Origin of the sequence: Mycobacterium innocens (assembly GCF_900566055.1) — a bacterium.
In the GTDB taxonomy this organism is placed as follows: domain Bacteria; phylum Actinomycetota; class Actinomycetes; order Mycobacteriales; family Mycobacteriaceae; genus Mycobacterium; species Mycobacterium innocens.
This window is the reverse complement of the sequence record NZ_UPHQ01000064.1, coordinates 22,488-34,716: the sequence shown is the minus strand read 5'-3', so window position 1 is coordinate 34,716 and position 12,229 is coordinate 22,488. Positions and strand designations below refer to the sequence as shown.

Sequence of the window (12,229 nt, the reverse complement as noted above, 5' to 3'; positions counted from 1 at the left end):
GGTGGGGCCGGCGCCGGCCCTTCCCCGATCGGTTCAGCAATGCGCGGCGACTCTCACAGCGCGTCCGGTCCGCGTTCACCGGTGCGTACCCGCACGATGGTGTCCACGGGGCTGACCCACACCTTGCCGTCGCCGATCTTGCCGGTGCGGGCCGCCCGCACGATGCTGTCGACGACCTTGTCGACAATGGAATCGTCGACGACGACTTCGACCCGGACCTTGGGCACGAAATCGACCGAGTATTCGGCGCCCCGGTAGACCTCGGTGTGGCCCTTCTGCCGTCCATAGCCCTGGATTTCGCTGACGGTCATCCCCAGGACACCGGCGTCCTCGAGGCTGGCCTTGACGTCGTCGAGGGTGAACGGCTTGACGATCGCGGTGATCAGCTTCATATCGGCTCCGCCTCCACTTTCTCGCTCACTCGCTCTTCCAGGCCATTACGCGAACCCAGCGCCGGGCCGGGACGGGGAAGAACCGAACCGCTGGTGACCGCGAAATCATAGCCGCTCTCGGCGTGCTCAGCCTCGTCGATGCCCGCGTATTCTTCCTCCGCACCCAGCCGCAGCCCGATGGTGTACTTCAGGATAAGAGCCAAGATAAGCGTGACGACGCCAGAGTAGACCAGAACGCTGAACGCGCCGACCGCTTGCCGTTCCAGCTGCGCGAACCCGCCGCCGTAGAACAACCCCTTCGACACCCCGGCCACGCCGTTGATGGCCACGCTCTCGGGAGCGGCCAGCAAACCGATCAGCAAGGTGCCCACCAAACCGCCGACCAGGTGTACCCCGACCACGTCCAGCGAGTCGTCGAAGCCCAGCTTGAATTTCAGGCCGACCGCCAGCGCACACAGCACACCGGCCACCGCACCGACCGCCAACGCGCCGAGAACGTTGACCGACGAGCAGGACGGGGTGATGGCGACCAGTCCGGCGACTATGCCCGACGCCGCGCCCAGCGTGGTGGCCTTACCGTCGCGGATGCGTTCGGTCAGCAGCCAGCCCAGCATGGCCGCGGCGGTGGCGACGGTGGTGGTGATGAACGTCGACCCGGCGGCGCCGTTGGAGCTGGTGGCCGACCCGGCGTTGAATCCGTACCAGCCGAACCACAACAGCCCGGCCCCGAGCATCACGAACGGCAGGTTGTGCGGCCGGAACAGCGTCGTGGGCCAGCCCTTGCGCTTGCCCAGCACGATCGCCAGTACCAGGCCGGCCACACCGGCGTTGATATGGACCGCGGTGCCCCCGGCGAAGTCGATGGCGTGCAGCTTGTTGGCGATCCAGCCGCCGTGCGCGGAAGCGAACTTGTCGAACGCGAAGACCCAGTGCGCCACCGGGAAGTAGACGAACGTCGCCCAGAGCCCGGCGAACGCCAGCCAGGCACCGAACTTGAGCCGGTCGGCGACCGCACCCGAGATCAAGGCAACCGTGATGATCGCGAACATCAGCTGGAATGCCACGAACACGGTAGCCGGCAGGGTGCCGGCCAGCGGAATATTCACCGCCGCGGTTTGCGTCGCGGGATCGGCGGCCACCGCGTTGCCACCGATCAGGCCCTTCAGGCCCCAGTATTCCGTCGGGTTGCCGGCAATGTTGCCGACGTCGTCGCCGAACGCCATCGAGTAGCCGTAGAGCACCCAGAGCACGGTGACGACGCCCATCGCACTGACGCTCATCATGATCATGTTCAGCACGCTCTTGGCGCGCACCATGCCGCCGTAAAAGAAAGCCAGGCCCGGCGTCATCAACAGCACGAGGGCGGAACTCGCCAGCATCCAGGCCGTATCGCCGGCGTTGGGTATGCCCATGATCGGGAATTGGTCCACTCGCTATCACCTCCAGTCAGCGTTGGGAGGGCCCCAGGACTATGACTGGCGACCTGATCCAGAACCATGCGCAGTAGTTGTTGCGGCGATGGTGCGGTGATGTTTCGTGAAAATTAACGTAGAGCTTGCTGTGTAAGAGCTGCTAGCCGAGCAGGGCGTCGACGAAGGCGGCCGGTTCAAACGGCGCCAGGTCGTCGGGGCCTTCGCCGAGCCCGACCAGCTTGACCGGCACGCCAAGCTCCTGTTGCACGCGGAAGACAATGCCGCCCTTGGCCGTTCCGTCCAGTTTGGTGAGCACCACGCCGGTGATGTCGACGACTTCGGCGAAAACCCTGGCCTGCGCCAGCCCGTTCTGCCCGATCGTGGCGTCGAGCACCAGCAGCACCTCGTCAACAGCAGCACGGCGGGTAACCACGCGCTTGACCTTGCCGAGTTCGTCCATCAACCCGACCTTGGTGTGCAGCCGGCCGGCTGTGTCGATGAGCACGACGTCGGCGCCGTGGGCGATGCCCTTGTCGACGGCATCGAAGGCCACCGATGCCGGGTCGGCGCCTTCGGCCCCGCGCACCACCTCCGCACCCACCCGGGCCGCCCAGGTCTGCAGTTGATCGGCCGCCGCGGCCCGGAAGGTGTCGGCCGCGCCGAGCACCACCCGCCGGCCGTCGGCCACCAGCACCCGCGCCAACTTACCGACGGTGGTGGTCTTGCCGGTGCCGTTGACACCCACCACCAGCAGCACCGAGGGATGGTCGGCGTGTGGCAGCGCCCGGATCGAGCGGTCCATGACCGGTTGCAGTTCTTTGACGAGGACGTCTCGTAGCACGGCCCGGGCATCCGCCTCGGAACGCACATTGGCGCTGGCCAGCCGGCTGCGCAGCTGCGACACCACCGACTGGGTGACCACCGGGCCCAGGTCGGCGACCAACAAGGTGTCCTCGACGTCCTGCCAGGAGTCCTCGTCCAGGTCGCCGACGCCGAGCAAACCCAGCATGCTGCGGCCGAAGGCGTTCTGCGACTTGGCGAGCCGCCCGCGCAGCCGCTCCAAGCGCCCTTCCGGCGGCTCGATCGCCTCGACTTCCGGCGCTACCGGCGGCGCAATGGCCTCGGGTTCGGGCTCGACTTCGGGGAGATGGACATCGGAGATGGTGCGTTTGACGGCGTCACGCGGGAGGGTCGCATCGTCGCCCACTGCGGGCAGTCCGCTGGTGTCGATCCGATCGACCGGTTCGACCGTCTCGACAGCCGAGGGCGTCTGGCTGAAGGTGATGCCGGACGACGCGGTGTAGCCGCCCGAACGGTCGATTACGCCCGGTTTCGGCTGGGTCGACAGGCGGATCCGCCGACGGCGATAGCGCACCAGGCCGATGACCAGCGCGGCGATGACGACCAGGGCGGCGACGACCGCAATGGCGATCCACAGACCTTCCGACACACTGACATCCTTCCAGGGGCTTACCGGGGCGCCCGGGCCCCACGCTACGGGTCACCGTCAAGAAGAATTGGCGACCAGCTCATCCAGCTGCTGACCCCGCATTCGCTGCGAGATCACGGCGGTGATGCCATCGCCTTGCATGGTCACGCCGTAGAGGGCATCCGCGACTTCCATCGTCGGCTTCTGGTGCGTGATGATGATGAGCTGAGACCGGTCGCGCAGCTGTTCGAACAGGCCGAGCAGCCGGCGCAGGTTGGTGTCGTCCAGGGCGGCCTCCACCTCGTCCATGATGTAGAACGGCGACGGTCGGGCCCGGAAGATCGCCACCAGCATCGCGACCGCGGTCAGCGCCTTCTCCCCACCCGACAGCAACGACAGCCGGGTGACCTTCTTACCCGGCGGACGGGCTTCCACCTCGATGCCGGTGGTCAGCATGTCGTCGGGCGCAGTCAGCCGCAGCCGGCCTTCGCCGCCGGGGAACAGCGAGCCGAACACGACCCGGAATTCGCGTTCCACGTCGACGAACGCGTCGCTGAAAACCTGCAGGATGCGGGCGTCGACGTCGGCGACGACGTCAAGCAGGTCCTTGCGGGCGGCCTTGACGTCCTCGAGTTGGGTGGAAAGGAAGTTGTAGCGCTCCTCCAGCGCCGCGAACTCCTCGAGGGCCAGCGGATTGACCCTGCCGAGTTCGGCCAGGTCACGCTCGGCGCGTTTGGCCCGGCGCTCCTGGGTAGCGCGGTCGAACCGCATCGGGGCGGGCGCGACCACCTGCTCGCCGCGTTCGCGGGCCTGCTCGAACTCGGCCATCTCCAGCTCGGTGGGCGGCAGCGGCACCTCGGGACCGTACTCGGCGATCAAATCGGCTGGCGCCATCCCGAACTGCTCCAGCACCGTGTGTTCGAGCTGCTCGATTCGCATTGCCGCCTGGGCCTCTGCCACCTCGTCACGGTGCAGCGAATCGGTCAGCGCAGCCACCCGCGCGCTCAACGTGCTGGTCTCTTCGCGAACCGCCGCCATGGCCCCCAACCGCTGCCGGCGTTCGGCGGCGAGCTCGTCACGAAGTTGCGACGCCGCGTCCACCACCCGGTTCAATCGCCACGCCAACAGCCGCCCGGACTCGGCGACGGCCGCGGCAACTGCGGCCGAGCGCAGTCGCGCTTCCAGCGCCTGCTGGGCCCGCAGCCGCGCCTCCCGTTCGGCCGCAGCCGCGCGGCGCAGCGAATCTGCCCTTCCCCGAACGGCATTGGCGCGTTCCTCGGCGGTCCGCACCGCCAATCGCGCCTCCACTTCAACGGCCCGCGCACTTTCGGTCGCAGCCGCGATCGCCTGCCTGACTGCTGCCGTGCTGGGCTCGGCCGCCTGCACGTGTTGGGTTTGTTGGGCGTTGCGCAGCCTGGTCTCGAGTTCGATGACCTCCTCGAGCGTCTGCGCCCGCCCGGCTTCCAGTTCCTCGCGCTGCCGCAGCAGCCTGGTCCACTCTTCCTCGGCCGCGCGCGCGTCCTGACCGAGCCGGCCCAGCTGCTCGTAGGTCGCCGAAATGGTGGCGTCGGATTCGTTGAGCGCAGCCAGCGCCTGGTCGGCCGAGTCCTGGCGAGCCGCTTGTTCGGTCAGTGCGCCGGACAGCGCCGCGCTGAGGTGAGCCACCTGCGTCTCGGCCGCGGCCAGGTCGCTGCGGGCCTTGTCGATTTCGGAGGTGATCTCCAGCGTGCTGGGCTTGCGGTCGGACCCGCCGCTCACCCAGCCGGTTCCCACCAGGTCACCGTCCAGGGTGACGGCCCGCAGCTGGGGCCGAACCGCCACCAGATCCAGCGCTTCGGCCAGGTCGTTGACCACCGCGACGCCCCAAAGCATCGCGGTGATCGCCCCGCGCAATCGCGGCGGCGCCTCGATCAGATCCAGTGCCCACCGCGCGCCGCCGGGCAACTCCGGGGCCGGGTTGTCCGGGACCGGCCAGTCACTCAACACCAGCGCCGCCCGGCCGCCGTCGGCCTCCTTGAGCGCGCTGACCGCGGCGCGAGCCGCGCCGGGGCCGTCGACGGCCAGCGCGTCGGCCGCTGCTCCCAGCACCGCTGCCAGTGCGGCCTCATAGCCCGGGCGGACCTTGACGAGCTGGGCGATCGGCCCGAGAACTCCCGCGCCGCCGTGGTTGCGGGCAAGCCACGCCGCGCCGTCCTTACGGTCCAGTCCCACCGAGAGGGCGTCGATGCGGGCCCGCAGCGACGCCACCCGGCGTTCGGCGTCGCGTTCGGCCACCTGGAGTTCGGCCACGCGCTGGTCGGCCAGCCGCAACGCGGCCACCGTCCGCTCGTGCTGCTCGTCCAGGCCGATCTCGCCCTGGTCCAATTCGCCGACGCGGCCCTGCACGGCTTCGAATTCCGCGCGAGCCTGCTGAGCACGCGCGGCGGCCTCTTCGATCCGTTCGGACAGCCGCGCGACGCTGTCGTCGATCGACTCCACGCGTGCCCGCATGGTTTCCACCTGCCCGGCAAGCCGCGCCAGGCCCTCGCGCCGGTCGGCCTCCGCCCGCACCGCCGCCAGATGGGCGCGGTCGGCCTCGGCCGCTTGACGCTCCCGTTCGGCCAGCTCGGCGCGGGCGCCATCCAGGCGGGTGCGCGCGGCGGCCAGCTCCGCCAACAGCTGCTGTTCGGCGGCGGCCACCTGCTCGGCCTCGGCTTCCAGCTCCTGGGGTTTTCTGGGGTCGGTGTCGCTGCTGGTCAACGGCTCGGCGTCGAGATGCTGAGCACGCTCGCTGGCGATGCGTACCGTCGCGCCCACCCGTTCGGCCAGGGCCGAAAGGCCGAACCAGGTGTGCTGTACCGCCTCGGCCCGTTGGGAGAGCTCGGTCAGTGCGGCCTCGTGTGCGGCCAGCTCCTCGGCGGCCACCGACAGCCGCGCGGCGGCCTCGTCATGTTCGCGGCGCATCGCGTTCTCGGCGTCCACGATCACTGCGCGCTCGGCGCGCCGGCCGACCAGATCGTCGGCGGCCAGCCGCAGCCGGGCGTCGCGCAGGTCGGCCTGGATGGTTGCGGCACGCCGGGCGACTTCGGCTTGCCGGCCCAGCGGCTTGAGCTGGCGCCGCAGCTCGGTGGTCAAGTCGGTGAGCCGCGCCAGGTTCGCCGCCATCGCGTCCAGTTTGCGCAGCGCCTTCTCTTTACGCTTGCGATGTTTGAGCACGCCCGCGGCTTCTTCGATGAAGGCCCGGCGCTCCTCGGGCCGCGACTGCAGGATCTCGTCGAGCTTGCCCTGCCCGACGATCACATGCATCTCGCGGCCGATGCCGGAGTCGCTCAACAGCTCCTGGACGTCCATCAAACGGCAACTGCTGCCGTTGATTTCGTATTCGCTGGCGCCGTCGCGGAACATCCGCCGGGTGATCGACACCTCGGTGTACTCGATCGGCAGCGCGTTGTCGGAGTTGTCGATGGTGACGGTGACTTCGGCCCGGCCCAGCGGGGCACGCGACGAGGTGCCGGCGAAGATGACGTCTTCCATCTTGCCGCCGCGCAGGGTCTTGGCCCCCTGCTCCCCCATAACCCACGCCAGCGCGTCGACCACGTTGGACTTGCCGGATCCGTTGGGACCGACGACGACGGTGATACCCGGCTCGAACCGCAGAGTCGTTGCCGCGGCGAAGGATTTGAAGCCCTTCAGCGTCAGACTCTTGAGGTACACGAGCAGCCAGATTACCGCTCGCTGAACCCGGCGATCCGCTCCGACGCCTCCGACCAGTCGGCGACCACCTTGTCAACGCGACCAGGGGCGGCGCCACCCTGTAGCAGCCGCAGCAACTGCTCCCCCGACTCACGCGGCCCCTGGGCGACCACCAGCACGCGGGCGTCGGCCTGGTTGGCCGCATAGCCGGTCAGGCCCAGCTCCAGAGCCCGGCAGCGGGTCCACCAGCGGAAACCGACGCCCTGGACCCGGCCGTGCACCCAGGCGGTCAGCCGCACGTCAGGTGCCGACATCGGTGACCTCGACGTTGACGGTGGTGCCCGACTTCAAGGTGCGCCCGACGGTGCACACCAGGTCGATGGCCCTGTCGACGACCAACAGCAGGCGCTCCTTCTCCTCGGCGGCCACACCCGACAGGTCGAGCTCCAGGGTTTCCTCGAGCAGCGGATAGCGCTCCTGGTCGCGGTCGGCCGCACCCGATACCTTGATCACCGCCCGGTAGTCGTCGCCGAGGCGACGGGCCAGCGGCTGATCACTGGACATGCCGCTGCACGCGGCGAGCGCGATCTTCATCAGCTCACCGGGGGTGAACACCCCGTCGACGTCTTCGGAGCCAACGAGCACCTGCGCTCCGCGCGAGCTGTATCCCGTATAGCGGCGAGTGCCGGTGCGTTCGACCCACAGTTGCGTCATAGCTTCTTTCTATCGTGCTATCGTGCCGAGATTTAGGGCAGCGCGGAAAAGTTCGAGAGAGCACCACCCTGAGGTCGATCTCGACGCGTCAACGCCGCGGCCGCGGCTGGCATCGCGGACAGTAGAACGACGAGCGGTTCATGAACTTCTCCCGGCGAATCACCGCGCCGCAGCGCCGGCAGTTCTGGCCGTCGCGGCCGTAGGCGTCCAGCGATCGGTCGAAATAGCCCGACTCGCCGTTGACATTGACGTATAGCGAATCGAACGACGTCCCACCCTGGGCCAGCGCGTCACGCATCACGTCGGCGGCGGCATCAAGGACGGCGCTCAGTTGCCGGCGGGTCAGGGTTGCGGCCAGCCGGGCGCCGTTCAGCTTGGCCCGCCACAGCGCTTCGTCGGCGTAGATGTTGCCGATTCCGGAGACCACCTGTTGGTTCAGGAGCTGGCGCTTGAGTTCGGAGTGTTTGCGCCGCAAGACCTCTACGACGGCATGGGCATCGAACCGTGGGTCGAGCGGATCCCTTGCCAGGTGGGCGATCGGCGCCGGCACCACGCTGCCGTCCACGGTCACCAGGTCGGCAAGCAGCCACCCGCCGAAGGTGCGCTGGTCGGCAAAGCTCAGCACGGTCCCGTCGTCGAGCAGGGCGGAGATCCGGACGTGGTCGGAGCGCGGCACTGCCCCCAGCAACATCTGCCCGCTCATGCCCAGGTGCACCACAAGTGCGCTATCCGGGCTATCCAGCGTCAGCCACAAGTACTTGCCGCGCCGGTCGGTTCCGGTGATTTGCGCGCCCAGCAGCCGCGCCGTCAGGTCGGCGGGTCCGGCCTCGTGGCGCCGTACCGCCCTGGGGTGATGGACCCGCACCGCGGTCATCGTCTTGCCCACCACATGGGCCGCTAAGCCACGCCGCACCACCTCGACCTCGGGTAGTTCGGGCATCTAGGGCGAAGGTTTCCCAGCCGTGTCCAGCACGTCCAATGCCTCGAGCGCCTTGTAGGCGGCTGACGCGGCTTTCTGCTCGGCTTCTTTTTTGGACCGACCCATACCCGACCCGTACTCGGCGTCCATCACGACGACCGCCGCGGTGAACTCCTTGTCATGGTCCGGGCCGGTGGAGGTGACCTGATAGGACGGGGTGCCCAGCCCGCGCGCCGCGGTCAGCTCCTGCAAGCTGGTCTTCCAGTCCAGCCCGGCGCCCAGCGTCGCCGCCGCGTCCAGCAGTGGTCCGAACAACTTCAGGATCACCTTGCGCGACACCTCGATACCGTGCTGCAGGTAGATCGCGCCCAGCAGCGATTCCATACCGTCGGCCAGGATGCTGGACTTGTCGGCTCCACCGGTGTTGGCCTCGCCGCGGCCCAGCAGCATGTGCACACCGAGGCCGTTGTCGGACAGATTGCGCGCGACGTCGGCTAGCGCCTGGGTATTGACCACACTGGCCCGCAGTTTGGCCAGGTCGCCTTCGGAACGGTCGGGGTGGCGATGGTAGAGCTCGTCGGTGATGGTCAGCCCCAGGACCGCATCGCCGAGAAACTCCAGCCGCTCGTTGGTCGGTAGCCCGCCGTTCTCGTAGGCATAGCTGCGGTGCGTCAACGCCAGCGACAGAAGTTCATCGGAGAGGTCGACACCGAGCGCGTCGAGCAGACTCTGCCGTGACGACGCCGTCACCGCTCACCTCGATCCGCGGCGTCGGGGCTCTGCGCCGTGACGATATCGGTCAGCTTCGCCCACCTGGGGTCGATCTGGTCATGGCGATGGTCGGGGTCGGTGTCCAGCACGACACCGCACTGCGGGCATAGCCCGGGGCAGTCAGGCCGGCACACCGGGGAAAACGGCAATTCCAGGCCGACCGCGTCGATGATCGACTGCTCGAGATCGATCTTCTCGTCGACGACGTGCCCGACCTCGTCCTCCTCGGTAGTGGCCGCGGTCGTGCTGTTGGGATAGGCGAACAGTTCGGTCAGGACAACCCGTACCCGACCTTGAATCGCGGTCAGGCAGCGGGAGCACTCCCCGGTCGTGGGGGCGGTAACCGTTCCGGTGACCAACACTCCCTCCGAAACCGACTCCACGCGCAGGTCCAGGGCCAGCGGGGCACCCCGCTGGATGGCAATCAGCTCCACGCCGATGCGCACGGGACTGTCCACTTTGTCCTGCACGGTGAACATGGCCCCGGGGCGACGCCCCAGCCGGGCGATGTCAATCGCCATCGGCGCGGTCAGACGTCCGCGGACTGTCTGGCTGTGCTGCCTCGCCATAGGGGAGATCCTACGGCGCGCGCCGGGCTCTGGCGGGAATCCGCCGGCTGCCGCGCCGAACCCCACTGCCGCGGCCGACTCTCCTGCGGCGGGAACTCGACTAGCGCGTTGCGTAGTCGTGCGTACCGGCAGCGGTGCGAAGCTGATGACGGCCTCGTCCGACGGAGCGAAGTGTGCCGTTGAGCATTTCTTCGAACTCGGCAAGCTTGGTGTCCACATAGACGTCGCATTCGCCGCGCAGCCGGTCGGACTCGGCGTGCGCCGTGTCGATCAGGCGGGTGGCCTCCGCATTGGCCGCCTGCACGACCTCGTTCTGCGACACCAGGCGCTGCTGTTCCTTGATGCCCTCCTGCACCGCCTTCTCGTAGGAGATGTTGCCGCTTTCAATCAATCGATCGCATTCGGACTTGGCCCGGCTGATGCTGGCCTCGTACTCCCGCTTCGCTGAGGCGGCAATGCGCATCGCCTCCGCCCGGGCGTCCGCGACCATCCGCTCACTGTGCTGGCGCGCTTCACCCACCATTCGATCGGCCTGGGATTTCGCGTCGGACAGAATTCGGTCCGCCTCCGCGCGTGCATGGTTCAGCATCGAGTCTGCCTCGGTGGTCGCTGAAGAAACCATGGCGTCGGCATGCGCTTTTGCGTCGTGCAGCATCGAATCGCGGGCGTCGAGTACGTCCTGCGCGTCATCGAGTTCGCCGGGGATCGCGTCCTTGATGTCGTCGATCAGCTCGAGCACGTCGCCGCGTGGCACCACGCAGCCCGCCGTCATCGGCACGCCACGGGCCTCTTCGACAATTGCGCTCAATTCGTCGAGCGCTTCAAAGACTCGGTACACGGCCATATCCTCCCGGCATCCCTGGCATGGTTTGTTGTTACCAGTGTGCCTGCTGTTATCCCTGTGACGTCGGTGGCGACGTCGGTGTGTCGGCCTGTTTCCCGGCTTCGGCCGACACCGCAGGCCGCACCCGCCCCCAGACGCCGCGGGGCTGGCGCGGTATTCGTTCGCGATGTCCGCGATGTCTGGCCACCCTCGGTCGACGGGTGCCCGGCATCGATGTTTGGCGATGTTTGGGCGAGGTTTGGCGATGTTTGGGCGAGGTTTGGGCGAGGTTGGGCGAGGTTGATGTGCGCGTTCGGTAGGGTGGCGCCGTGCACGCCCGCTCGAACGACGGCAAAAGCCCTACGCTGTATATCTTCCCGCACGCCGGTGGAACCGCAAAAGACTATGTCGCATTCTCTCGCGAGTTTTCCGGTGACCTGAAGCGAATAGCTGTCCAGTACCCGGGACAGAACGACCGGTCCGGCCTGCCGCCGCTGGAAAGCATTCCGGGTCTCGCTGACGAAGTGTTCGCCATGATGAAGCCGACCGCCCCGATCGGCGATCCGGTCATCTTCTTCGGTCACAGCATGGGCGGAATGCTGGCCTTCGAAGTCGCATTGCGGTTTCAATCAGCCGGTTACCGCATCCTCGCACTGTTTGTGTCGGCCACCTCGGCACCCGGCCATATCAGATACAAACAACTCGAGGGTTTCTCGGATAACGAGATGCTGGATTTGGTAGCCCGAGCGACCGGCACTAATCCGGATTTCTTTGCCGACGAAGAATTTCGGGTGGGGGTACTACCCACATTGCGAGCCGTCCGCGCCATTGCGGGCTATACCTGCCCGCCGGAGAAAAAAGTATCGTGCCCAATATACGCATACATCGGGGATAAGGATTGGATTACCACCCGAGAAGACATGGAGCCGTGGCGCGACCGAACGACTGGCGAATTCGCGATCCGCGTCTTCCCGGGGGATCATTTCTATCTCAACAACAATTTGCCAGAGCTCGTAGGCGACATCGAGGACCGGACGCTCCAACAGCTCCATAAAGCTTAGCTGCGACAAAACCTGCGACAACTCGGCCGCCACGTCACACGCCAGTCTTGCCACCTCCGGCCGGGTTGCTGCCGAAGTTCGCCAACAACTGCGCCAGAGCCGGTCCGATGTCGCAACGGCAGCCGCGATGCCGGGCCCCGGTCCGGTTGGCCGACCGCCCGCCGCGCGCATCACCCCCGGGCAAGGCTGTGAACTTTGTCACAACGAGACGCCGGTCCCAAACTGCTGGCACCAGCGTGCCAGAATCGAGACACCAACTCTCACTGCACTAGTCATCTGTCACTGATGTATCAAAAGTCACATCTGCCACCCCGGCTCACAGCGGAGTCCCTGGTACAAAGGCTTAATGCAGGTCGGAACGGTGCGATAGCGGGCGGTAGCATTGGCGGACGCTGTGGGGAAAGTGTGGATTTTCCAAATACTGCCCGCACCCGTCCCGAGAGGTGGTTTCCTTACGTAGACCGACT

The 12,229-nt window shown here is 67.3% G+C and carries 11 protein-coding genes; 1 reads left to right on the top strand and 10 read right to left on the bottom strand.

Features of this window, described 5'->3' with window-relative positions; genetic code table 11:
* Nucleotides 1-53 precede the first annotated feature (53 nt).
* From glnB to sepIVA, 10 genes are all read right to left on the bottom strand, one after another.
* Entirely contained in the window at nt 54-392 is a 339-nt protein-coding gene (glnB, locus tag EET03_RS08070) for a nitrogen regulatory protein P-II (protein ID WP_023372285.1), read from the bottom strand.
* Nucleotides 389-1,822 (bottom strand): ammonium transporter, encoded by a 1,434-nt coding sequence (locus tag EET03_RS08065; protein ID WP_099194064.1) that lies wholly within the window; start codon nt 1,820-1,822, stop codon nt 389-391. The genes glnB and EET03_RS08065 overlap by 4 nt, the downstream gene beginning before the upstream one ends.
* 142 nt (nt 1,823-1,964) lie before the next feature.
* Nucleotides 1,965-3,254, bottom strand: coding sequence for a signal recognition particle-docking protein FtsY (gene ftsY, locus EET03_RS08060; protein WP_075543601.1), 1,290 nt, complete (start codon nt 3,252-3,254; stop codon nt 1,965-1,967).
* A gap of 57 nt (nt 3,255-3,311) precedes the next feature.
* Nucleotides 3,312-6,926: a chromosome segregation protein SMC gene (gene smc, locus EET03_RS08055; RefSeq protein ID WP_075543602.1), complete on the bottom strand. Its 3,615-nt coding sequence runs from the start codon at nt 6,924-6,926 to the stop codon at nt 3,312-3,314.
* 11 nt (nt 6,927-6,937) lie between these two features.
* Nucleotides 6,938-7,219 carry an acylphosphatase gene (locus EET03_RS08050; RefSeq protein WP_075543603.1) on the bottom strand — a complete coding sequence of 94 codons (282 nt, stop codon included), beginning with the start codon at nt 7,217-7,219 and terminating at the stop codon, nt 6,938-6,940.
* Nucleotides 7,206-7,619, bottom strand: a complete 414-nt coding sequence (locus tag EET03_RS08045; protein ID WP_063471010.1) for an OsmC family protein — start codon at nt 7,617-7,619, stop codon at nt 7,206-7,208. Before EET03_RS08045 ends, EET03_RS08050 begins: the two co-directional genes overlap by 14 nt.
* Nucleotides 7,620-7,707: 88 nt before the next feature.
* The gene (mutM, locus tag EET03_RS08040) at nt 7,708-8,559 is read right to left on the bottom strand and encodes a DNA-formamidopyrimidine glycosylase (protein ID WP_075543604.1); all 852 of its coding nucleotides are present in this window, start codon (nt 8,557-8,559) and stop codon (nt 7,708-7,710) included.
* A complete protein-coding gene (gene rnc, locus EET03_RS08035) occupies nt 8,560-9,288 on the bottom strand; it encodes a ribonuclease III (RefSeq protein WP_063471008.1) in 729 nt (242 codons plus the stop codon).
* The gene (locus EET03_RS08030; RefSeq protein WP_082274737.1) at nt 9,285-9,878 is read right to left on the bottom strand and encodes a YceD family protein; all 594 of its coding nucleotides are present in this window, start codon (nt 9,876-9,878) and stop codon (nt 9,285-9,287) included. Before EET03_RS08030 ends, rnc begins: the two co-directional genes overlap by 4 nt.
* A gap of 100 nt (nt 9,879-9,978) precedes the next feature.
* Nucleotides 9,979-10,716, bottom strand: coding sequence for a cell division protein SepIVA (gene sepIVA, locus EET03_RS08025; protein ID WP_075543612.1), 738 nt, complete (start codon nt 10,714-10,716; stop codon nt 9,979-9,981).
* A gap of 314 nt (nt 10,717-11,030) precedes the next feature.
* On the opposite strand from sepIVA, the gene EET03_RS08020 reads away from it, so the two are divergent.
* Nucleotides 11,031-11,762 carry a thioesterase II family protein gene (locus tag EET03_RS08020; protein ID WP_075543607.1) on the top strand — a complete coding sequence of 244 codons (732 nt, stop codon included), beginning with the start codon at nt 11,031-11,033 and terminating at the stop codon, nt 11,760-11,762.
* Nucleotides 11,763-12,229 lie beyond the last annotated feature (467 nt).

What these genes read in the sequence shown, in the direction of transcription:
- glnB (WP_023372285.1), bottom strand. Translation starts at nt 392, where the DNA reads ATGAAGCTGATCACCGCGATCGTCAAGCCGTTCACCCTCGACGACGTC.
- EET03_RS08050 (WP_075543603.1), bottom strand. Translation starts at nt 7,219, where the DNA reads ATGTCGGCACCTGACGTGCGGCTGACCGCCTGGGTGCACGGCCGGGTC.
- EET03_RS08045 (WP_063471010.1), bottom strand. Translation starts at nt 7,619, where the DNA reads ATGACGCAACTGTGGGTCGAACGCACCGGCACTCGCCGCTATACGGGA.
- mutM (WP_075543604.1), bottom strand. Translation starts at nt 8,559, where the DNA reads ATGCCCGAACTACCCGAGGTCGAGGTGGTGCGGCGTGGCTTAGCGGCC.
- EET03_RS08030 (WP_082274737.1), bottom strand. Translation starts at nt 9,878, where the DNA reads ATGGCGAGGCAGCACAGCCAGACAGTCCGCGGACGTCTGACCGCGCCG.